Source organism: Pseudothauera nasutitermitis (assembly GCF_004801295.1).
Lineage (GTDB): Bacteria > Pseudomonadota > Gammaproteobacteria > Burkholderiales > Rhodocyclaceae > Pseudothauera > Pseudothauera nasutitermitis.
Map to the genome: position 1 here is coordinate 618,345 of NZ_SSOC01000003.1, position 20,088 is coordinate 638,432.

The 20,088-nt window shown below is 68.2% G+C and carries 21 protein-coding genes and 1 tRNA gene; 8 read left to right on the forward strand and 14 right to left on the reverse strand.

Annotated elements, in window-relative coordinates; translation table 11 throughout:
* The first annotated feature begins 163 nt into the window (after positions 1–163).
* Genes E6C76_RS10200 through E6C76_RS10215 form a run of 4 tightly spaced genes read left to right on the forward strand, consistent with a single transcriptional unit; the run spans position 164 to position 3,058 of the window.
* Positions 164–802 (forward strand): hypothetical protein, encoded by a 639-nt coding sequence (locus E6C76_RS10200; RefSeq protein WP_136348104.1) that lies wholly within the window; start codon positions 164–166, stop codon positions 800–802.
* Positions 799–1,053, forward strand: coding sequence for an HPr-rel-A system PqqD family peptide chaperone (locus tag E6C76_RS10205; protein WP_168734308.1), 255 nt, complete (start codon positions 799–801; stop codon positions 1,051–1,053). The genes E6C76_RS10200 and E6C76_RS10205 overlap by 4 nt, the downstream gene beginning before the upstream one ends.
* Positions 1,050–1,973 carry an HprK-related kinase A gene (locus E6C76_RS10210; RefSeq protein WP_168734309.1) on the forward strand — a complete coding sequence of 308 codons (924 nt, stop codon included), beginning with the start codon at positions 1,050–1,052 and terminating at the stop codon, positions 1,971–1,973. The genes E6C76_RS10205 and E6C76_RS10210 overlap by 4 nt, the downstream gene beginning before the upstream one ends.
* Positions 1,970–3,058, forward strand: a complete 1,089-nt coding sequence (locus tag E6C76_RS10215) for a nucleotidyltransferase domain-containing protein (protein ID WP_136348107.1) — start codon at positions 1,970–1,972, stop codon at positions 3,056–3,058. The genes E6C76_RS10210 and E6C76_RS10215 overlap by 4 nt, the downstream gene beginning before the upstream one ends.
* 50 nt (positions 3,059–3,108) lie before the next feature.
* On the opposite strand, the gene grxD is transcribed toward E6C76_RS10215, so the two are convergent.
* The 6 genes from grxD to E6C76_RS10245 all read right to left on the reverse strand — a co-directional run bounded on the left by grxD (position 3,109) and on the right by E6C76_RS10245 (position 8,393).
* Entirely contained in the window at positions 3,109–3,441 is a 333-nt protein-coding gene (grxD, locus tag E6C76_RS10220) for a Grx4 family monothiol glutaredoxin (RefSeq protein WP_136348108.1), read from the reverse strand.
* Between the two features lie 87 nt (positions 3,442–3,528).
* A complete protein-coding gene (gene prmC / locus E6C76_RS10225) occupies positions 3,529–4,389 on the reverse strand; it encodes a peptide chain release factor N(5)-glutamine methyltransferase (RefSeq protein ID WP_136348109.1) in 861 nt (286 codons plus the stop codon).
* Position 4,390: 1 nt separating this feature from the next.
* Positions 4,391–5,470 carry a peptide chain release factor 1 gene (gene prfA, locus E6C76_RS10230; protein ID WP_136348110.1) on the reverse strand — a complete coding sequence of 360 codons (1,080 nt, stop codon included), beginning with the start codon at positions 5,468–5,470 and terminating at the stop codon, positions 4,391–4,393.
* A gap of 63 nt (positions 5,471–5,533) precedes the next feature.
* Positions 5,534–6,787 carry a glutamyl-tRNA reductase gene (gene hemA / locus E6C76_RS10235; protein WP_136348111.1) on the reverse strand — a complete coding sequence of 418 codons (1,254 nt, stop codon included), beginning with the start codon at positions 6,785–6,787 and terminating at the stop codon, positions 5,534–5,536.
* Between the two features lie 146 nt (positions 6,788–6,933).
* Entirely contained in the window at positions 6,934–7,443 is a 510-nt protein-coding gene (locus E6C76_RS10240) for an MliC family protein (protein ID WP_136348112.1), read from the reverse strand.
* Positions 7,440–8,393, reverse strand: coding sequence for a LysR family transcriptional regulator (locus E6C76_RS10245; protein ID WP_136348113.1), 954 nt, complete (start codon positions 8,391–8,393; stop codon positions 7,440–7,442). Before E6C76_RS10245 ends, E6C76_RS10240 begins: the two co-directional genes overlap by 4 nt.
* A gap of 97 nt (positions 8,394–8,490) precedes the next feature.
* On the opposite strand from E6C76_RS10245, the gene E6C76_RS10250 reads away from it, so the two are divergent.
* Positions 8,491–9,090, forward strand: coding sequence for an FMN-dependent NADH-azoreductase (locus E6C76_RS10250; protein ID WP_136348114.1), 600 nt, complete (start codon positions 8,491–8,493; stop codon positions 9,088–9,090).
* Between the two features lie 69 nt (positions 9,091–9,159).
* Positions 9,160–10,029: a pirin family protein gene (locus E6C76_RS10255; RefSeq protein ID WP_136348115.1), complete on the forward strand. Its 870-nt coding sequence runs from the start codon at positions 9,160–9,162 to the stop codon at positions 10,027–10,029.
* A 65-nt stretch (positions 10,030–10,094) separates the two neighbouring features.
* On the opposite strand, the gene E6C76_RS10260 is transcribed toward E6C76_RS10255, so the two are convergent.
* The 3 genes from E6C76_RS10260 to E6C76_RS10270 form a co-directional block, all read right to left on the reverse strand.
* Positions 10,095–10,170 (reverse strand) — tRNA-Phe (locus E6C76_RS10260).
* A 93-nt stretch (positions 10,171–10,263) separates the two neighbouring features.
* The gene (locus E6C76_RS10265; protein WP_136348116.1) at positions 10,264–11,754 is read right to left on the reverse strand and encodes a sensor histidine kinase; all 1,491 of its coding nucleotides are present in this window, start codon (positions 11,752–11,754) and stop codon (positions 10,264–10,266) included.
* Entirely contained in the window at positions 11,729–12,415 is a 687-nt protein-coding gene (locus E6C76_RS10270; protein ID WP_136348117.1) for a response regulator, read from the reverse strand. Before E6C76_RS10270 ends, E6C76_RS10265 begins: the two co-directional genes overlap by 26 nt.
* A 317-nt stretch (positions 12,416–12,732) precedes the next feature.
* On the opposite strand from E6C76_RS10270, the gene E6C76_RS10275 reads away from it, so the two are divergent.
* Entirely contained in the window at positions 12,733–13,425 is a 693-nt protein-coding gene (locus tag E6C76_RS10275) for a response regulator transcription factor (RefSeq protein ID WP_230976222.1), read from the forward strand.
* Positions 13,415–14,827 (forward strand): sensor histidine kinase, encoded by a 1,413-nt coding sequence (locus E6C76_RS10280; protein WP_136348118.1) that lies wholly within the window; start codon positions 13,415–13,417, stop codon positions 14,825–14,827. The genes E6C76_RS10275 and E6C76_RS10280 overlap by 11 nt, the downstream gene beginning before the upstream one ends.
* 162 nt (positions 14,828–14,989) lie before the next feature.
* Here E6C76_RS10280 and E6C76_RS10285 read toward each other — a convergent pair whose 3' ends face one another.
* The 5 genes from E6C76_RS10285 to E6C76_RS10305 all read right to left on the reverse strand — a co-directional run bounded on the left by E6C76_RS10285 (position 14,990) and on the right by E6C76_RS10305 (position 20,084).
* On the reverse strand, positions 14,990–16,705 hold the full coding sequence (locus E6C76_RS10285; RefSeq protein ID WP_230976223.1) for a cation acetate symporter: 1,716 nt from the start codon (positions 16,703–16,705) through the stop codon (positions 14,990–14,992).
* On the reverse strand, positions 16,705–17,013 hold the full coding sequence (locus E6C76_RS10290; RefSeq protein ID WP_136348120.1) for a DUF485 domain-containing protein: 309 nt from the start codon (positions 17,011–17,013) through the stop codon (positions 16,705–16,707). The genes E6C76_RS10285 and E6C76_RS10290 overlap by 1 nt, the downstream gene beginning before the upstream one ends.
* Positions 17,014–17,288: 275 nt before the next feature.
* Positions 17,289–18,938 carry a chaperonin GroEL gene (gene groL, locus E6C76_RS10295; RefSeq protein WP_136348121.1) on the reverse strand — a complete coding sequence of 550 codons (1,650 nt, stop codon included), beginning with the start codon at positions 18,936–18,938 and terminating at the stop codon, positions 17,289–17,291.
* 53 nt (positions 18,939–18,991) lie between these two features.
* The gene (gene groES, locus E6C76_RS10300) at positions 18,992–19,282 is read right to left on the reverse strand and encodes a co-chaperone GroES (protein WP_136348122.1); all 291 of its coding nucleotides are present in this window, start codon (positions 19,280–19,282) and stop codon (positions 18,992–18,994) included.
* 211 nt (positions 19,283–19,493) lie between these two features.
* A complete protein-coding gene (locus E6C76_RS10305) occupies positions 19,494–20,084 on the reverse strand; it encodes a chemotaxis protein CheD (protein WP_136348123.1) in 591 nt (196 codons plus the stop codon).
* Positions 20,085–20,088: the final 4 nt, after the last annotated feature.

Genomic DNA, 20,088 nt, shown 5'->3' on the forward strand with positions numbered 1-20,088 from the left:
CGCTCCGGCGCCCAGCACAGATCGCAGCGTACACGGGCGCTTCCGGCCGTCGGCACTCAATTTGCTTGAAGATGGCGCACAGCTTGCCCGTGCGCTGAGTCACGCTTCCCCGCGTACCCGGCGACTAGAATCCAAACCAGGCATCAGGCGAAACCATCAGGCCATGAGCACACCCGACCCCTCCAGCGAAACCCCGCGTACGAACGCCCCAGAACCGTCGGGCGTGCGTCGCCGGCTGCTGCGCGGCGGCCTGTCCTCCGCGCCCCTGCTGGTGACCCTGGCCAGCCGGCCGGTACTCGCGCAGACCTGCTTCAGCCCGTCCGAGACGCTCTCCGGCACGATGAGCCACAAGGCGGGCGATCTGCCCGTCTGCAACGGGCGCTCGCCCGGCATGTGGAAGACCCTCGGGCAGGGCAAGTCCAACCCCAAGCTTCCCGGCGGCGGCGCGGGGCAGTGGCCCATTCCCGCCAACACCCCGTTTCACTCGGTGTTCCGGCGCGGCAATTTCGCCAACTTCGTCAAGGTACAGCGCAACGGCACCACCACCGACCTGACGATGCTGGAAGTCATGGAGCTGCGGCGCGGGCAGGACCCGTCGAAGATCGGCTTCCACTTCATCGGCGCATACCTGAACATCCTCACCGGGCTGATCGACCCGCGCGCAATGACCGCCGCGCGTCTGTCCACACTGTGGTCCGAATGGGTCACCAAGGGCTACTACACGCCCTATGCTGGCGCCCGCCCCTGGTATGCCGAGGATATCGTGGCCTACCTGGTGCGCACCGGCATCGCCTCGGATTGACCCTCCTGCCCACGCAAACACCGCGCTTCCGCGAAGCCGTCTGGGACGACGGTGCGGCGCTGTATGACCGGCGCTCGGGCGATACCCACCTGCTCGACCGCTTCGTCCTCGCGGTTCTGCACGCCGCGCAGGCCGCCGGGACGGACCTTCCCGGTATTACCGCACGCCTGGCCGCCGAAGGCGCGGACACGAGCGATCCAGCACGCATAGAATCGGCGCTGGACCAGTTGCTCGCCGCGCGCCTGCTTTGACCGCCCAGCCCTTCGCCCCGCTCGCCAGCTTCGCTCCCGCCCCCCTGCGCCGCCTGCTCGCCGAAGGCCGGCTGGCCCTGCGCAGCGGGCCGCTCACCGTGCGCATCACCTCCAGTGAGGCCATCGTCGCGCGCAATCTTGCACTGCTCTATCGCCAGCATCCGGCCGCCGACGCGCCGCCGTTCGCCGATTTCCACGTACAGATTGCGCGTCCCGCCGGCCCGCGCCGCTGGCTGCGCCCGCAGGTGGAATTCCGCCTGGACGGCCACGCGCCCTTTCTCTCGCTGCCCGCCGCGCAGGCCTTCGCGCTGCTCGAATGGGGCATGAACTGGTGCATCGCCAGCCATTGCCATCAGTACCTCGTCCTGCACGCCGCCGTGCTGGCGCGCGGCGAGGACGCCGTGCTGCTGCCCGCCCCACCGGGCGCCGGCAAGAGCACGCTGTGCGCCTTCCTGGCGCATCGCGGCTGGCGCCTGCTGTCCGACGAACTGGCGCTGCTCGAACCGGGCAGCGCACGCGTCTGGGGCCTGGCGCGGCCGATCAACGTCAAGAACGCCTCCATCGGTCTGCTGCGCACCGCCTTGCCGGAGGCCGTGTTCGCCGACGCCGTACCGGACACCAAGAAGGGCACCGTGGCACACATCGCCCCACCGCCCGAATCCGTCGCCGAGGCCGCCCTGCCCGCCCGCCTGCGCTGGATCGTCACCCCGCGCTACCAGGCCGGCGCACCACTGTCGGCCACGCCGATCGGCCGCCCCGAGGCCATGGCCATGCTGATCGACAACGCCTTCAACTACGACGTGCTGGGCGAGCAGGCCTTCGTCACGCTCACCGACCTGCTTGCCGACGTGCCCTGTGTGGATCTGCATTACGCCCGGCTGGAAGACGCCCAGGGCTGGTTCGAGGCGCTGGGCCGATGAGCACCGGCCAGGGCTGGACGCCCGCCGTGCTCGCCTTGCTGCTGAGAGAGCCCCAAGGCCTGGCGGCCCTCGGCGAGCACGACTGGGACACCCTGCTCCGTCTGGCGCGCAAGGCCAACCTGCTCGGCCGCCTGAGTTGTGCCGTGGACCAACTGCCGCCCGACGCCCTGCCCGCCTGCGTGCAGCCGCACATCACGGCGGGCCGGGCGCTCGCCGCCCGCCAGGCGCGCGCGGTGCGCTGGGAAATCGACTGCCTGCGCACCGCGCTGGAAGAGCTCGACCTGCCGCTGGTGTTGCTCAAGGGCGCCGCCTATCTGGCCGCCGACCTGCCTTTCGCGCGCGGGCGCTTCTTTTCCGACTTGGACATCCTGGTGCCGCGCGCGCGCATCGGCGAAGTGGAAGGCGTGTTGACCAAACACGGCTGGGCCGCCACCCACCACGACGCCTACGATCAGCGCTACTACCGCCAGTGGATGCACGAATTGCCGCCGATGCGCCACCTGCGGCGCGGCACGGTGGTGGATGTGCACCACCGCATCCTGCCGCTCACCGCGCGCTTCGACCCCGACCCGGCCTCCATGCTGGAGCACGCCCGCCCGGTGGAAGGCCTGCCCGGCGTGCGGGTGCTGGCCCCGGCGGACATGCTGCTGCACAGCGCCACCCATCTGTTCCACGAAGGCGAACTGCCCAACGGCTATCGCGACCTGCTGGACCTGGACGGCCTGTTCCGCCATTTCTCCGCCACCGAAGCGGATTTCGCCGGAACGCTCGACGCCCGTACCCGCGCCCTGCACCTGGACGCCCCGCTGGCCTTCGCGCGCCGCCAGTGCGCCCGCCTGCTCGGCACACCTGGTCTGCCCGCCCCAGCGCCGGCCGGCATGCGCCAGCATCTGCTGGATGCGCTGTACGGCCACGCTCTGCGCCCGCAGCACCCGCTACTCGACAACGCTTTGAGCGACGCCGCGCGCGCATTGCTCTATCTGCGCGCCCACTGGCTGCGCATGCCGCCGTGGCTGCTGGCCCGCCACCTCGCCCGCAAGGCGGTGATGCGCGCGCGGCCGGACGAGGCCGACGCCGCCGCATGAAAAACGCCCCGTCGGGGCGTTTCAGGGCGGCGCGGATGCGGCGGAAAAACTCAGGCAGCCGGCTTGGCAGCCCCCGCATCGACCAGCAGTTGCTGCAGTTCGCCGCTCTCGAACATCTCGCGCATGATGTCCGAACCGCCGACAAACTCGCCCTTGATGTAAAGCTGCGGGATGGTCGGCCAGTTAGAGAATTCCTTGATGCCCTGGCGGATGGCGTCGTTTTCCAGCACGTTGACCGCGGCCACCGCGCTCACGCCACAGCCCTTGAGGATCTGCACCGCGGCGGAGGAAAAACCGCACTGCGGAAACTGCGGCGTACCCTTCATGTACAGCACGACCGGGTTGGTGGTGACTTGCTCGCGGATGACTTCCTGGATGTCCATGGTTCTCGCCGTAAAAGTTGAGTGAAACAGTCGGAAAAGTCTAGGGTGCGACGCGGCCGCCGTCAATATCGCCAGCGCGGCGGAGACTCAGTGCCGCCCCGGCCAGCGTCCGCCGGTGACGCGCTCGATGCCGGCCAGATCCGCCCACGAGGTGATGGCGCTGAAGCCCGCATCGGTGAGCAGGCCGCGCACCGCCGCCGCCTGGTCATGGCCGTGTTCGAGCAGCAGCCAGCCGTCGTCCTCCAGATGATGCGACGCCTCGGCGACGATGTGCTGCAGGTCGTCCAGCCCGTCCGGGCCGGCAGCCAGCGCGCCGCGCGGTTCGAAGCGCACGTCGCCTTCGGCCAGATGGGGGTCGTCGGCGGCCACGTAGGGCGGATTGGCGGCGATGAGCTGGAAGCGCTCGCCTTCCAGTTCGTCGAACCAATTGCCCTGCACGAAGGACACGCTGGCGCCCAGGCGCGCAGCGTTGGCCATGGCCACCCAGAGCGCCTCGCGCGAGGCATCGACGGCGGTGACGTCGGCGGCGTCCAGTTCCAGCGCCAGGGTGAGCGCGATGGCACCGCTGCCGGTGCCCAGATCGAGCACGCGCGGGCGTGGGCGGCTGCCGAAATGCGCGAGTGCCAGTTCGATCAGCAGTTCGGTTTCCGGGCGCGGGATGAGCACCGCCGGGGTGACCAGAAAGCCGCGCCCGAAGAATTCGCGCTCACCCACCAGATAGGCCACCGGTTCGCCGGCCACGCGGCGTTCGACCAGTTCGCGGTAAGCCTGCCAGTCGGCGTCGTCCAGACGCTGCTCGGGGTGGGAAACCAGCCGCGCGGGCGGGCATTGCAGCACGTGGCGCAGCAGCACGCGGGCATCCATGACGGCGATGCGCGCGCGCGCCCAGGCCAGCGCGCCGGCCACGTCCGGCTTTTCCGGGGCGACGGTGGCGGACGGTTCGCTCATTTCATTCCCCCGCCAGTTCGGCCAGTTGGGCGGCCTGGTGCTCCAGGGTGAGCGCGCCGATCAGTTCGTCCAGGTCGCCATCCATCACCGCGTCCAGCTTGTACAGCGTGAGGTTGATGCGGTGGTCGGTGACCCGGCCCTGCGGGAAGTTGTAGGTGCGGATGCGCTCGGAGCGGTCGCCGCTGCCCACCAGGCTCTTGCGCGTGGCAGCCTCCCTGGCCTGCTGTTCGCGCACCTGCGCGTCGCGGATGCGCGCGGCGAGCACGGACATGGCCTGGGCGCGGTTCTTGTGCTGCGAGCGGTCGTCCTGGCATTCCACGACGATGCCGGTGGGCAGGTGGGTGATGCGCACCGCCGAATCGGTCTTGTTGATGTGCTGGCCGCCCGCGCCGCTGGCGCGGAAGGTGTCGATGCGCAGTTCGGCCGGGTTGATGTTCACCTCGGCCAGTTCGTCGGCCTCTGGCATCACCGCCACGGTGCACGCGGAGGTGTGGATGCGCCCCTGGGTTTCGGTGACCGGCACGCGCTGCACGCGATGCCCGCCGGATTCGAACTTGAGGCGGGAGTAGGCCCCGGCGCCGCTCACCCGGGCGATCACTTCCTTGTAGCCGCCCAGTTCGGCTTCGCTGGCCGAGACGATCTCCACCCGCCAGCGCTGGCGTTCGGCGTAGCGTGCATACATGCGCAGCAGGTCGCCGGCGAACAGCGCGGCTTCGTCGCCACCGGTGCCGGCGCGCACTTCCAGGAACAGATTGCGCTCGTCGTTGGGGTCGCGTGGCAGCAGGGCGCGCTGCAGGGCGTCCTCCAGTTCGGCGATGCGCGTTTCACTGGCTTCCAGTTCGCTCTCCGCCAGTTCGCGCATCTCCGGGTCGGCAAGCATCTCGTGTGCGGTGCGGCCGTCTTCCTCGGCGCGCTGGTAGTCCTGGTACAGCGCCACCACCGGTTCGATCTCGGCACGCTCGCGCGACAGCGCGCGGAAGGCGCCAAGGTCGCGTGCAGCGTCTTCGGCGGCCAGTTCGCGGTCGACTTCGGCGAGGCGGCCGGCGAGGTGTTCGAGTTTGTCGCGGATGCTCTGCTTCATGGCAAAGAACGGCGGCACGCGGCCACGGTCCGCGCACCGGCGGACGGTGGCCGGCGGGCGAACCTAGTCGTCCGGGTGGAGGTTGTAGAGGCGCTGGACCAGCCGGCTGGCTTCGGCGAGTTGCTCGCCCTCGGACTGGTTCAGGTAGCGGGTGGGGCCGTGCACCAGCTTGTTGGTGAGGCCGTGGCTGAGCGTTTCGAGCACTTTCTGCGGATCGTCGCCGCGCGAGAGCTGGCGCAGGGCGCGTTCCAGTTCGGCATGGCGCAGGCTTTCCGCGTGGGTGCGCAGGGCGCGGATGGTGGGCACCACGTCGCGCGCCTGCATCCAGTGCAGGAAGCCATCGACGCGCGTGTCGATGATGCCTTCGGCTTCCAGCACGGCCTGCTGGCGCGATTCGATGCCGGCATCGACCACCTGGGCCAGGTCGTCGACGGTGTACAGGAACACGTCGTCGAGCTTGCCGACTTCCGGCTCGACGTCGCGCGGCACGGCCAGATCGACCATCACCATGGGGCGGTGGCGGCGCGCCTTGACCGCGCGTTCGACCATGCCGAGGCCGACGATGGGCAAGGGCGCGGCCGTACAGGAAACCACCACGTCGAATTGCGGCAGCGTCTCGCCGATGGCGTCCAGGCGCAGGGTCTTGGCGCCGAAGCGCTGGGCCACCTCGGCGGCGCGCGCCTCGGTGCGGTTGGCCACGGTCATCGAGCGCGGCTGGGCGCCGGCAAAATGCGCGGCGCACAGTTCGATCATCTCGCCCGCACCGATGAACAGCACGTGCTGGTCGGCGACGCGCTCGAAGATGCGTTCGGTGAGATGCACCGCGGCGGCGGCCATCGACACGATGTTGGCGCCGATGGCGGTGGTCGAGCGCACTTCCTTGGCCACCGCGAAGGTGTTCTGGAACAGCTTGTGCAGCAGCGTGCCCATGGTGCCGGCGTCTTCGGCACGGCGCACGGCTTCCTTCACCTGGCCGAGAATCTGCGGCTCGCCCAGCACCATGGAATCCAGCCCGCTGGCCACGCGGAAGACGTGGCGCACCGCGTCGCGCTGCGGGTGGGTATACAGGTAGGGGGAGATTTCCGTGAGCGGCAGTTCGTGGAAGCGCGCCAGCCAGTCCGCGGCCAGTTGCGGTTCGCGCGTGGCGAAATACACCTCGGTGCGATTGCAGGTGGACAGGATGGCCGCCTCGGGCACGGCACGCGCGCGCGTCAGATCCTGCAGGGCCAGTTCCAGACGCTCGGGCCGGAACGCCACGCGCTCCCGGATGGAGAGCGGCGCGGTGTGGTGATTCAGGCCGAGGGCGTAGAGCTGCATGCGCGGGCGTTCAAAAGCGGTGGTGAAATTATAGCAGCCCGGAAAAGGCGGAAAGTCCGAGGAAAATCAGGGGCCTCCACCTTCACCGCGCGCCGGACGGCGAAACGGCTGGTACGGGCCGGCACGGGCTGCGGGCCGAGTATAGCCTACCGCCCCACCCCGGACGCGTTGACCGGGATCAGGCCGGGCTCGCCGGGTGCCTGGGCGTGGCAGTCGGCCAACACCTGAACCTCGCTGGCGGTGTGGTCGGCGGCCAGGTAGTTGAGGAAGCCTTCGTCGCCCTTGGTGTACCAGCGCAGGCCGCGTTCCTCGTTCACATCCACGTAGCGGGCGCCGGAAGCAGTCACCGCGGATTTCATCAGATGTTGACGGCCGTCGTGCACCAGCACGGCGAAGCTTTCCCGCTCGCCGACGTTGAGGTAGGTGACCCACAGCCAGCGCCCGCCAGCGCAGCGGTACGTCCATTCGCTACCGTTCCAGCCTTGTCCTTCGTAGGTATTGCGTTCGGCCTCGGCGGCCATTGCCACGGCGGCCCGCGCACGGCTCTCCGCCGGCGCGCCGTTCGGCGCCCCCGGCGCGGCGCAGGCCATCATCAACAGGGCAGCGGCCAGCAACGCGCCGGGGCGGGCCGCATATCGCGTAACGATGATCTTCATGGGGAGTCCTCCTGATCGTTGGCCGCCGCATGGCGAGCGAGCTCTTCCGCGCAGGCACCGGCCAGCGCGCTTTCCAGCATATCGAGAAACGCCCGGGTCTTGGCCGGCATCAGCCTGCGCCCGGGGAACACAGCCCAAGCGTCGTGCGGCGGCAGATGCCAGCGCGGCAGCACGCGGCGCAGTTCCCCGCGTACCACGCGCGCGCGGGCGAAGTGGTCCGGCACGGCGGCGATGCCGGCGCCGGCGGCGGCCAGGCCGAGCAGCAGTTCCGGCGAATTGGCGGCGATGCGGCCGGTCGGCTGGATATCGCGCTGCAGGGTGTCGTGGATCAGCGTCCAGATCCTCGGCCCCCCGGCGCTGGCCGGCAGCACCAGGGCGCGATGCACGGCCAGTGCCTCGGGCGTTTCCGGGTCGCCGTGCTCGGCCAGGTAGGCGGGCGCGGCGTACAGCCCCATCGACATCGAGGCGATGCGGCGCGCCGCCAGCAGCGTGTCGTCCGGCAGGGCGCCCATGCGCAGGGCCAGATCGAAGTTCTCGCCGACGATGTCCACACGGCGCGGGGAGAGGTCCAGTTCCAGCATTACTTCGGGGTGCAGCGCGGAGAAGGCGGCCAGCATGTCGACCAGCAGCAGCCCGGCGAAATCGCTCGGCATCGACACGCGCAGGCGCCCGCTGGGCCGCGCGCGGCGGTGCTCGGCGAGCGCACGCACCGCATCGACCTCCTCGACCACCTGGCGGGCGTGTTCGAGCAGATGCGTGCCGAACTCGGTCAGCCGCAGCCGGCGCGTGGTGCGCAGCAGCACGCGCTCGCCCAGACGCTCTTCCAGCCCGGCCAGCCGGCGCGACACGGTGGATTTGGGCAGCCCCAGACGCTCGGCCGCGCGCGAGAAGCTGCCGGCTTCCACGACGCGGGCGAAGAGGTAGAGATCGTTCGGCTCAAACTGTTCCATATACAGAACAATGTAATCCGTTCCCGCGCCTTCCGCCAGGATTATCCCGGTTCTACAGTACGTCTCACCAACACCCCGATCCCACAGAGAGCACATCATGAACATCCTGCAAATCCATTCCAGCATCCGTGGCACCGACAGCCACTCCAGCCGCCTGGCGCAGAACGTGGTGGATCGCCTGCGTGCCCGCCACCTGGACACCCGCGTCACCCTGCGCGATCTCGGCGCCCAGCCCCATCCCGCGCTCGATGAAAACGCGCTTGGGGCGCTGTTCACCCCGGCCGCCGGGCGCAGCGCCGAACAGGCCGCCCGCGTGGCGCTGGACGACGCGCTGATCGCCGAGGTGCAGGCCGCCGACGTGCTGGTGCTGGGCGTGCCGATGTACAACTTCGCCATTCCGGTGCAACTGAAGAACTGGATCGACGCGATCGCCCGCGCCGGGGTCACCTTCCGCTATACCGAGAACGGCCCCGAAGGCCTGCTGCAAGGCAAGACCGTGTATGTCGCGCTGGCGCGCGGCGGCCTCTACCGCGACGGCGCGGCCGACACCCAGGTGCCGTATCTGCGCATGGTGCTGGGTTTCCTGGGCCTGACCGACGTGCGCTTCATCTACGCCGAAGGACTCAATATGGGCCCGGAAGCCGTGCAGCGCGGCCTGGCCACGGCCGAAGCCGACCTGGCCGCCGCGCTGGGCTAGGGCGTGTTCCCACGATCCTCGGCGGATCGTGAGAACACGCCCTAAACCACAGACAAGGAGACATCGACCATGAACGCCATCGCTACTTCGACCGTGACGCGCAGCCGCGCGGTCGAGCAGGTGGTGAGCGGCGTCGCCACCTCGGACGGCGCTGGCGTCAAGCTCACCCGCGTGCTCACCCAGCCGCTGCAACGCCGGCTGGATCCCTTCCTGATGCTCGACGCCTTCGGCAGCGACCGGCCGGACGATTACATCGCCGGTTTCCCGGATCATCCGCACCGGGGTTTCGAGACCATCACCTACATGCTCGCCGGGCGCATGCGCCACCGCGACAGCGCCGGCCATGAAGGCCTGCTGGAGGCCGGCGGCGTGCAGTGGATGACTGCCGGGCGCGGGGTGATCCATTCGGAGATTCCGCAGCAGCAGGAAGGGCTGATGGAGGGCTTCCAGCTGTGGCTCAACCTGCCTGCGCGCGACAAGCTGTGCGCGCCCTGGTACCGCGATTTCGCTGCCGGCGATCTGCCGCGCTTCACCACCGGGATGGGCGTCGAGGCCATCGTGATCGCCGGGGAAAGCCACGGCGTGGCAGGCGCGGTCAGCCGCGAAGCCACCGCGCCGCTGTACCTGGACGTGCATCTGCCCGCCGGCGCGCGCTTCGAGCAGCCGCTCCCGGTGTTCCACAATGCCTTCGTCTATGTCTATCGCGGCGAGGCACGCATCGGCGAACGCACGGTGCCGGCCGGCCGCATGGCCATCCTCGCCAACGACGCCGGGAGCGACGGCGTGGTGCTGGAAGCAGCGGGCGACACCCGCGCCCTGTTGATCGCCGGCCAGCCCCTGGGCGAGCGCATCGTGCAGTACGGGCCGTTCGTGATGAACTCCGAGCAGGAGATCTACCAGGCCATCGGCGATTATCGGGAGGGTCGGCTGGCGAGCTGAATGCCACCGAGGCACAAACAAAAAGCCCGGCGCATGCGCGTCGGGCTTTTTGTTTTGCTGTTCCTTGGTGGCCAGTCGCGGAATCGAACCACGGACACGCGGATTTTCAATCCGCTGCTCTACCAACTGAGCTAACTGGCCAGGGAGCGCGCATTATAGCGAAAGGCCGGATGGAGTCAAACCCTTTCACCAGCCCTTGCGCCGCCCCAAAAAGAGCGGGCGCCTGCGGCGGATTCAGCCGTGCCCGATGAACCCGGCCGATGCATCGGGAGGCGGCGTGGGCGGCTGGCTGCGCGGGAAGACCACCTGGGCGATGGTGCCCTGCCCGGCCGGATTGGGGTTCAGGCTGACCGTGGCACGGTGCAGTTCGGCAATCTCCTGGACGATCGGCAACCCCAGGCCGGAGCCGTCCGCGCCGCTGCCGAGCACGCGGAAAAAACGTTCGAACACCCGCTCGCGGTCCGCCTCGGGAATGCCGATGCCGGTATCCTCGACCTCCAGGATGGGCGCCCCGGCATGCCGGGTGCGCGTGGTGACGCTGCCGCCGCGCGGGGTGTACTTGATGGCGTTGTCCATCAGGTTCTTGATCATCTCGCGCAGCAGCACCGGATTGCCGTCCACCGGCAGCGGATGGCCGCTGCCCTCCACGCCCAGGTCGATGCTCTTGGCCAGTGCGCGCGGGAACAGATCCTGGGCGACCTCGCGCACGATGGCCTCCAGATCCACGCGCTCCACCGCGTAGATCTTTTCGAAGCTGGCCTCGGCGCGCGCCAGCGAGAGCAACTGGTTGATCAGGTGGCTGGCGCGGTCGGCGCTCTCGGCGATCTGGCGCAGGGAGGCGCGCTGCTGTTCGGGGTCGGTTTCCAGCAGCGCCAGATCGGTCTGCATGCGCAGGCCGGTCAGCGGCGTGCGCATCTGGTGGGCGGCATCGGCGATGAAGCGCTGCTGGGCCTGCAGGTTCACCTCCAGCCGGCTCATCATGTCGTTGAAGGCGACGATCAGCGGGCGCACCTCCTCGGGCACGCTGGCCGGCCGGATGGGCGACAGGTCGGTCGGCCGGCGGCGGCGGATCAGCGCCTGCAGACGGCTCAAGGGCGCGATGCCGCGGCTCAGGCCCACCCACACCAGCACCACGGCGAGCGGGATGATGGCGAACTGCGGCAGCAGCACGCCGGTGACCACGCGGGAGGCCAGGTCGGTGCGCTTGTTGCGCGTCTCGGCAACCTGCACCAGCACCATGCGCGCATCGTCCTGCGTGCGCGGCGGCACGAACTGGTAGGCGATGCGCACTTCCTCGCCGTGAATCACCTCGTCGCGGAACAGCACTTCATCGGGCAGCACGTGCTCCGGCAACGCCAGCGGCGGGATTTCCGCGTCGCCCACCACCACCTCGCCGTCCTGCACGGCCACCTGGTAGTACAGCGTGTCGTCCTGGTCGGCGCGGAACAGCGCGCGCGGCGGCGCGGGGAAATTGACCGCCACCTCGCCATCGACCAGCTCCACCATGCGCGCCAGCGCCCGCGTGCTGTCGGCCAGTGCGCGGTCGTAGGGCTGGTTGGCGATGTTGTCGGCGACGTTGTGGGTGACGATGATGGAGATCGGCCACAGAAACAGCAGCGGCGCGAGCATCCAGTCGAGGATCTCGCCGAACAGGGAATTCGGCTGGCCGCTGCCCCGCGAGGCATTGCCGGCCTTGCGCTCAGGCTTTCGCCGCCTGCTCAGCATCCGGGTTTTCCAGGCAGTAGCCCAACCCGCGCACGGTGACGATGCGCACCCCGCTGTCCTCCAGCTTCTTGCGCAGGCGGTGCACGTACACCTCGATGGCGTTGCTGGAGACTTCCTCGCCCCAGCCGCACAGGTGATCGACCAGTTGGTCCTTGCTCACCAGCCGCCCCACCCGCAGGATGAACACTTCCAGCAGGCCGATCTCGCGCGCGGAGAGATCGACCACTTGGCCGTTGATCTTCACCACGCGGTCGGCCTGGTCGTAGGACAGATGGCCGATCTCGATGCGGCGCGGCTGCCCGGTGCCACGCCGGGTCAGCGCGCGCACGCGCGCTTCCAGTTCGGGCAGCGCGAAGGGTTTGGTCAGGTAGTCGTCGGCGCCGGCGTCCAGGCCGCGCACGCGGTCATCCACGCCGTCCTGCGCGGTGAGAATCAGCACCGGCATGGCGGACTTGCGCGCGCGCAGGCGCTTGAGCACCTCGATGCCGTTCAGGCGCGGCAGGCCCAGGTCCAGGATCAGCAGGTCGTAGAACTGCGCCACCAACGCCGCGTCGGCCTCGGCGCCGTTGGCCACGTGATCCACCGCGTAGCCCGCGCGGCGCAGCGTGCGGACCAGTCCGTCGGCGATGACTGTATCATCCTCGGCAAGCAGAATGCGCATAGGAATCAGGATGTAAGTTAGCTGTAAGCGGCCGCCACTAGAGTCAGTACCGCTGTTCTCCTTTTACTCGGTCCTAGGGAATGGCTGCCTTCCGGCAGGCATTCCAGGGAGCGTCCAGTTGCTGCAACCGGCCGCTCCCGGCCGTTTTTTTCTCCCCCGGGCTACCCCGAGCCGATCGATTATTACACGCTTCGGGTACGCTGCGCGCATCCGTGCCCGGCAGTGCCGCGCCCGCCCCCTCTTCCGCTCCATCCTGTTTCGGCCGATACTCTCATGGCGCCCGGCGTCGGCCGCACGGGCGCGTACCACAACCCTGAATGCATAGCACCTTCATGCACATCCTGCTGATCGAGGACGATTCCGAACTGGGCGATGGCATCGCCGACTTCCTGCGCGGACAGGGCGACACCGTGATCCTGGAGCGCAACGGCCTGCAGGCCGACCGCCTGCTCCAGCAGGAGCGCTTCGACTTCGCCCTGATCGACGTCGGCCTGCCCGGCCTGAGCGGCTACGAGATCGTGCGCCGCATCCACGGGCGCGGCCAGAACCTGCCGGTGATCCTGATCACCGCGCGCGACGCGCTCGACGACCGCATCTACGGCCTCGACCTGGGCGCGGACGACTACCTGCCCAAGCCCTTCGAACTGCCCGAACTCACCGCGCGCATGCGTGCCGTGCTGCGCCGGGGACGCAACACCGGCACCGCCGGCACGCCATCGAGCATCCGCTTCGGCCCGCTGGCGCTCGACACCGAAGGTCGCCTGGCCTCGCTCGATGGACAACCGCTGTCGATCACCAGCCGGGAATGGGACCTGCTGGAAGCGCTGGCCACGGCGGGCGGGCGCACCGTGCCCAAGGAACGCCTGCAATCCAACGCCAGCGGCAACGCGGTGGAAGTGTACGTCTCCCGCCTGCGCCCCCGCCTGGAGCCGGCCGGCGTGCTGATCCGCACGGTGCGCGGCTTCGGCTACCGCCTGGAGCTGGAAGGCGGACGGAGCGATGCCGCTTAGCCTGCGGCGCAAGCTCGCCGAAACCCTCGGCGCGCCCAGCGTACTGCTCATCGTCACCGCCGGTGCATTGGCCTACGGGGTGTCCACCAGCGTGGTCACCACCGCCTACGACCAGAACCTGCTCAACCAGGCCCACCGCGTGCTCCAGCAGATCGATGCGGCGCGCGGCGAGCAGGGCGTGCGCCTGACCACCGAGACGGTCCCCCACGCCAGCGCCGAAACCCGCGTGTTCTTCCGCATCGGCAACCTGCGCGGCAAGACCCTGGCGGGCGAGCCCGCCTTGCCCCTGCCCGACAGCATCGCCAGCTACGGCGACCCGTACAGCGCGCTGTACGCCGGCGCCCAGCCCGAACCGGCCGCCCCGCCGCGCCCGCCGCAACGCATGTTCTACGACGCGCGCTACCAGGACGAGCCGGTGCGCGCGCTGCAACTGTTCCGTGAAATCGACGGGCAAGGCTATCTGATCACCGTGGCCGAAACCCTCGAACAGCGGCACGGCGCGATGAGCCAGCTGCTCATCGGCCTGCTCAGCGTGGCGGTGCTGGCCGCTGCCGCCGCCGCGCTCGCGGTGCGCTTCGGCATTCCATCGGCGCTGGAACCGCTGGAACAACTCGAACGCGCGCTGCGCGCACGGGGCGCAAACGATCTGGCGCCCATCGACCTGAACCGGGTGCCGCGTGAGGTGCGTGAAGTGGTCCACGCCCTGAACACCCTGCTGGCCCGCCAGGAAGAGGCCAACGCCGCACAGCACGCCTTCCTGCAGGATGCCGCCCACCAGCTGCGCACCCCGCTGGCCAGCCTGCAGGTGCAGTTGGGGCTGCTGCAACCCGCGGCGGACACCGATCCGGCCGTGCTGGAGCGCCTGAAGCGCTCCGTCACGCGGGTCACCCGCCTGGCCAACCAGTTGCTCTCGCTCGCCCGTGCGGAGGCCGGCGAGCATCTGCGGGCCAGCGCGACGCAGGTCGATCTGGCCGCGCTGATCGACGGCGCGCTGGATGACTGGCTGGTCGACGCGGATGCCAAGTCCATCGACTTCGGCGTCGAACGCGCAGCCGCCAGCCTGTGCGGCGATCCCACGCTGCTGCGCGAACTGCTCGCCAATCTGGTCGACAACGCACTCAAGTATACCCCGGCCGGCGGCCGGGTCACGCTGCGCTGCCTGCACACGGACCAGGGCATCGTCCTGGAGGTGGAAGACAATGGCCCCGGCATTCCCGCCGAGGCCCGCGACGCCGTGTTCGCCCGCTTCCACCGCCTGCCCGACGCGGGCTCCAGCGGCAGCGGCCTGGGCCTGCCGATCGCCCGCGAGATTGCCCGCAGGCATGGCGGACGCATCGAGCTCAGCGAAGGGGCGGAAGGCCGGGGCACGCTGGCGCGTGTCATCCTGCCGGACAGCCACTGAGCAGACCCGGAAAAACCTCCCCAAGCTTGCACTTCGTGGCTGCGCCGCCCCCCAGGGGCGTTCTTTGTCTCGAGGCAGGCGACAAAAAAAGCGGCGGGCCCCATTGGGACCCACCGCTTTTCACGCCGGCCGCCGCAGCGGCCGGTCGAACCACCGTACGGCTTAGTGCGCGGACGCCGCTGCCGCGCCGATGCCCGTTTCCGAACGCACCGCCTGGGCTTCGTAGCCGGCGCGGTCGATGCGCGCGCGCGGGCTGTTGTCGAAGATCGAGAACAGCCAGATGCCGATGAAGCCCGCGGCCATGGAGAACAGCGCCGGCGAGGTGTAGGGGAACAGCGCCGAACCCTTCGGATTGCCCAGCGTGGCTTCCCACACCGACGGCGACACGATGGTCAGGCCCACCGCGGTGATCAGGCCGATGAAGCCGCCGATGCACGCGCCACGGGTGGTGCAGTTCTTCCACAGCACCGACATGAACAGCACCGGGAAGTTGGCCGAGGCGGCCACCGCGAAGGCCAGCGACACCATGAAGGCGATGTTCTGCTTCTCGAAGGCGATACCCAGGATCACGGAGATCACCCCCAGCACCAGCACGGTGATGCGCGACATGCGCAGTTCGGAGGCGGAGTCGGCCTTGCCCTTCTTGAACACCGTGGCGTACAGGTCGTGCGACACCGCCGAGGCACCGGACAGGGTCAGGCCCGCGACCACCGCCAGGATCGTGGCGAACGCGACCGCGGAGATGAAGCCGAGGAACACGTTGCCGCCCACCGCGTTGGCCAGGTGCACCGCGGCCATGTTGCCGCCGCCGAGCAAGCCGCCTTCCGGGTCGAGGAACTGCGGATTGGTGGACACCATCACGATCGCGCCGAAGCCGATGATGAAGGTGAGGATGTAGAAGTAACCGATCCAGGTGGTCGCCCAGAACACCGACTTGCGCGCCTCCTTGGCATCCGGCACGGTGAAGAAGCGCATCAGGATGTGCGGCAGGCCGGCGGTGCCGAACATCAGCGCCATGCCGAAGGAGATCGCCGAGATCGGGTCGCGGATGAAGTTGCCCGGCCCCATGATCGACAATCCGGCCGCGCCCGCCGCCGCGGGGTCCATGCCGCCTTCGACGGCCACGTTCTTCTTCACCTCGACCGCGGCGGAGAACAGCGCTTCCGGCGAGAAGCCGTACTGCAGCAGCACCATGAAGGCCATGAACGAGGCGCCGGAGAGCAGCAGCACCGCCTTGATGATCTGCACCCAGGTGGTCGCCGTCATGCCGCCGAACAGCACGTAGATGACCATCAGGCCGCCCACCAGGACCACTGCGATCCAGTACTCCAGGCCGAACAGCAGCTTGATCAGTTGACCCGCGCCGACCATCTGCGCGATCAGGTAGAACGCCACCACGACCAGGGTGCCGGAAGCCGCGAACGCGCGGATCGGGGTCTGCGCGAAGCGGTAGGCCGCCACGTCGGCAAAGGTGAATTTGCCCAGGTTGCGCAGACGCTCGGCCATCAGGAAGGTGAGGATGGGCCAGCCCACGAGGAAGCCGATCGAGTAGATCAGGCCGTCGAAGCCGCTGACCATCACCGCCGCCGAAATCCCCAGGAAGGAGGCCGCCGACATGTAGTCGCCGGCGATCGCCAGGCCGTTCTGGAAGCCGGTGATGCCGCCGCCGGCGGTGTAGAAGTCCGCCGCCGAGCGGGTGCGCGCGGCCGCCCACTTGGTGATCCACAGCGTGAACCCGACGAAGATGGCGAACATGGCGATCGCCGTCCAGTTGGTGGCCTGCTTCTGGGCCTGGCCGAGATCGCCGCCCGCGGCCAGCACTGCGGCGGAACACAGAGCGAGCGCCAGCCCGCCAACGATATGCGCTTGACGGGCCATCACTTGTTCACCTCTTCGACGATCTCGCGGGTCAGCGTGTCGAACTCGGTGTTCGCGCGCCGGACGTAAATGCCGGTAATCAGGATCGTGAACACGATCACCCCAAAGCCGACCGGAATACCAAGCGTCATCACCCCCTCGCCGAGCGGCTTGTGGAAGACCTCCTTGCTGAAGGCGATCACGGCGATGAAGCCGTAGTACACGATCATCATGATGATGGTCATCCACCACCCGTACGGCGTGCGGGTGCTGACCAGCTTCTGGTATTTCGGATTGGCAACGATTCGTGCCACCGTATCGTCGTGCATGTGTCGCTCCTCTCGTAGTTATCGTTGTCCGGTCGCCAGAAGGCACCGGTACGCGGACAACTTATCCACGAACGCTTACGACGCGCTTACACGCGGAGAGAAAATCTCTTTGACAACAATACCTTACTGCATACTTAAAGACATATTAATCAATCGATCAATTCAATTTATGCGACTGCCCCGGCAGCCATCCCGGAACAAGCCCGCGAGCCGGCAAAAAGAAAAGGGCCCCGCCGCAGCGGGGCCCTTCGCGGATCAGAGAGGCCGGACTGGGCTTACATGCCCATGTCCATGCCGCCCATGCCACCCATACCGCCCATGCCCGGCATGCCGCCGGCGGGCTTGTCTTCGGCCAGCTCGCCGACCATGCAGTCGGTGGTGAGCATCAGGCCGGCGACGGAGGCGGCGTTCTGCAGCGCGGTGCGGGTCACCTTGGTGGGGTCCAGCACGCCCATCTCGACCATGTCGCCGTACTCGCCGGAGGCGGCGTTGTAGCCGTAGTTGCCGGCGCCTTCGACGACCTTGTTGACCACCACGGAGGGCTCGTCACCGGCGTTGGCGACGATCTCGCGCAGCGGCTGTTCCATGGCGCGCAGCACGATCTTGATGCCGGCATCCTGGTCATGGTTGTCGCCCTTCAGGCCGGACAGGTTGGCGCGGGCGCGCAGCAGCGCGACACCGCCGCCAGCCACGATGCCCTCTTCCACGGCGGCGCGGGTAGCGTGCAGCGCATCTTCCACGCGGGCCTTCTTTTCCTTCATCTCGACTTCGGTGGCGGCACCGACCTTGATCACCGCCACGCCGCCGGCCAACTTGGCCACGCGTTCCTGCAGCTTCTCGCGGTCGTAGTCGGAGGTGGCTTCCTCGATCTGCACGCGGATCTGCTTGACGCGCGCTTCGATGGCCTTCTCGTCGCCTGCACCGTCGATGATGATGGTGTTTTCCTTGCCGATCTCGATGCGCTTGGCCTGGCCCAGCTCGGCCAGGGTGGCCTTCTCCAGGGTCAGGCCGACTTCCTCGGCGATCACCTGGCCGCCGGTCAGGATGGCGATGTCTTCCAGCATGGCCTTGCGGCGGTCGCCGAAGCCCGGCGCCTTGACGGCGCAGGTCTTGAGGATGCCGCGGATGTTGTTCACCACCAGGGTGGCGAGCGCTTCACCGTCCACGTCTTCGGCGATGATCAGCAGCGGGCGGCCGGCCTTGGCGACTTGTTCCAGCACCGGCAGCAGGTCGCGGATGTTGGAGATCTTCTTGTCGAACAGCAGGACGAAGGGGTTTTCCAGGATGGCGACCTGCTTGTCCGGGTTGTTGATGAAGTAGGGCGACAGGTAGCCGCGGTCGAACTGCATGCCTTCGACCACGTCCAGCTCGTTGTTCAGGCTCTTGCCGTCTTCGACGGTGATCACGCCTTCCTTGCCCACCTTGTCCATGGCATTGGCGATGATGTCGCCGATGTCGCTGTCGGAGTTGGCGGAGATGGAGCCGACCTGGGCGATTTCCTTGTTGGTCGAGCACGGCTTGGAGAGCTTCTTGAGCTCTTCCACGGTGGCGGCGACGGCCTTGTCGATGCCGCGCTTCAGGTCCATCGGGTTCATGCCGGCGGCCACGTACTTCATGCCTTCGCGCACGATGGCCTGGGCCAGCACGGTGGCGGTGGTGGTGCCGTCACCGGCGATGTCGGAGGTCTTGGAAGCGACTTCCTTGACCATCTGCGCGCCCATGTTCTCGAACTTGTCCTTCAGTTCGATTTCCTTGGCCACGGACACGCCGTCCTTGGTCACGGTGGGGGCGCCGAAGGAGCGCTCCAGCACCACGTTGCGGCCCTTCGGGCCCAGGGTCACCTTGACCGCGTTGGCCAGGATGTTGATGCCGGCGACCATGCGTTCGCGGGCGGAATCACCAAATTTGACTTCCTTGGCTGCCATTGTTCAGAACTCCTTGAATGTTCGGTTTGGATTCAGCGTAGGGCGGCGGGGGCTCAGGCCTCGACGACGCCCATGATGTCTTCCTCGCGCATCACGAGGAGCTCTTCGCCGTCGACCTTCACGGCCTGGCCGGCATACTTGCCGAACAGCACCTTGTCGCCGGCCTTGACGGCCATCGGACGGACCTTGCCGTCATCCAGGATCTTGCCGTTGCCGACGGCCAGCACTTCGCCCTGGTCGGGCTTCTCACCGGCGGAATCGGGGATCACGATGCCGCTGGCGGTCTTGCGCTCGGCTTCCAGACGCTTGACGATCACGCGATCATGCAAGGGACGGATCTTCATCGAACTTCACTCCTTGATTGCTTTTGTGGGGACACATGCGCGGCCACGGGGCCGCGCCACGGTTTCCGTGAACTGCGGCGGATCGGGCATCTGTTAGCACTCACCGCCGGCGAGTGCTAATAATAGGGACGGCCACGGCCCATTTCAAGCCCGCGCATATCGTTAGCACGAAAGTGCGCTTGTGCGGACCGGGCGCGCACGGGGCGCAGGCTCAGAACAGCTCGATATCGGAGCGCTTGCGCTCGGTCACCAGACGCTCGGCGTAGGCCTGTTCCTGGCTGTCGATCTGCCGCGAGACCGCCAGCGAACTGGGAGCCCTTCTGCAGAACACGTCGCCGCTGCGCGGCTCCAGCACCACCTTGCGCGAACAGTTGCCGAGAAAGTCCGAGGCCACCAGCGGAATGCTTTCGCGCTCCAGCCACTCGCGGGTGAACTCGACGTTGCGCTGGCCGATGCGGCTGCGGTCCAGCGAAGACACCACCATGCCGCCGCCGAAGGCCTTGGCCACCAGACGCGACTTGCGCGCGCCGCGCGCCAGCATGGCGTTGAGCAGGGCCTCCATGGCGTAGTTGCCGGCCAGCAGCGCATCCACGTCGGCGCGCCCGGACAGGCGCGAGACTTCCGGCAGCATGAAGTGGTTGAGCCCGCCCAGGCCGACCTGCGGATCGTACAGCGCGACCGCCACGCAGGATCCCAGCAGCGTGGCGATCGGCCGCTCCTTTTCCACCGCCCAGGCGCCCGGCAGGATGACGCGCGCGATGCGCTCCAGTTCACGACCGGCAAGATGATCCGCGTTGCTCATATGT

What these genes read in the sequence shown, in the direction of transcription:
- E6C76_RS10200 (WP_136348104.1), top strand. Translation starts at nt 164, where the DNA reads ATGAGCACACCCGACCCCTCCAGCGAAACCCCGCGTACGAACGCCCCA.
- E6C76_RS10215 (WP_136348107.1), top strand. Translation starts at nt 1,970, where the DNA reads ATGAGCACCGGCCAGGGCTGGACGCCCGCCGTGCTCGCCTTGCTGCTG.
- grxD (WP_136348108.1), bottom strand. Translation starts at nt 3,441, where the DNA reads ATGGACATCCAGGAAGTCATCCGCGAGCAAGTCACCACCAACCCGGTC.
- prmC (WP_136348109.1), bottom strand. Translation starts at nt 4,389, where the DNA reads ATGAGCGAACCGTCCGCCACCGTCGCCCCGGAAAAGCCGGACGTGGCC.
- prfA (WP_136348110.1), bottom strand. Translation starts at nt 5,470, where the DNA reads ATGAAGCAGAGCATCCGCGACAAACTCGAACACCTCGCCGGCCGCCTC.
- hemA (WP_136348111.1), bottom strand. Translation starts at nt 6,787, where the DNA reads ATGCAGCTCTACGCCCTCGGCCTGAATCACCACACCGCGCCGCTCTCC.
- E6C76_RS10240 (WP_136348112.1), bottom strand. Translation starts at nt 7,443, where the DNA reads ATGAAGATCATCGTTACGCGATATGCGGCCCGCCCCGGCGCGTTGCTG.
- E6C76_RS10245 (WP_136348113.1), bottom strand. Translation starts at nt 8,393, where the DNA reads ATGGAACAGTTTGAGCCGAACGATCTCTACCTCTTCGCCCGCGTCGTG.
- E6C76_RS10250 (WP_136348114.1), top strand. Translation starts at nt 8,491, where the DNA reads ATGAACATCCTGCAAATCCATTCCAGCATCCGTGGCACCGACAGCCAC.
- E6C76_RS10255 (WP_136348115.1), top strand. Translation starts at nt 9,160, where the DNA reads ATGAACGCCATCGCTACTTCGACCGTGACGCGCAGCCGCGCGGTCGAG.
- E6C76_RS10265 (WP_136348116.1), bottom strand. Translation starts at nt 11,754, where the DNA reads ATGCTGAGCAGGCGGCGAAAGCCTGAGCGCAAGGCCGGCAATGCCTCG.
- E6C76_RS10270 (WP_136348117.1), bottom strand. Translation starts at nt 12,415, where the DNA reads ATGCGCATTCTGCTTGCCGAGGATGATACAGTCATCGCCGACGGACTG.
- E6C76_RS10275 (WP_230976222.1), top strand. Translation starts at nt 12,733, where the DNA reads ATGCATAGCACCTTCATGCACATCCTGCTGATCGAGGACGATTCCGAA.
- E6C76_RS10280 (WP_136348118.1), top strand. Translation starts at nt 13,415, where the DNA reads ATGCCGCTTAGCCTGCGGCGCAAGCTCGCCGAAACCCTCGGCGCGCCC.
- E6C76_RS10285 (WP_230976223.1), bottom strand. Translation starts at nt 16,705, where the DNA reads ATGGCCCGTCAAGCGCATATCGTTGGCGGGCTGGCGCTCGCTCTGTGT.
- E6C76_RS10290 (WP_136348120.1), bottom strand. Translation starts at nt 17,013, where the DNA reads ATGCACGACGATACGGTGGCACGAATCGTTGCCAATCCGAAATACCAG.
- groL (WP_136348121.1), bottom strand. Translation starts at nt 18,938, where the DNA reads ATGGCAGCCAAGGAAGTCAAATTTGGTGATTCCGCCCGCGAACGCATG.
- groES (WP_136348122.1), bottom strand. Translation starts at nt 19,282, where the DNA reads ATGAAGATCCGTCCCTTGCATGATCGCGTGATCGTCAAGCGTCTGGAA.
- E6C76_RS10305 (WP_136348123.1), bottom strand. Translation starts at nt 20,084, where the DNA reads ATGAGCAACGCGGATCATCTTGCCGGTCGTGAACTGGAGCGCATCGCG.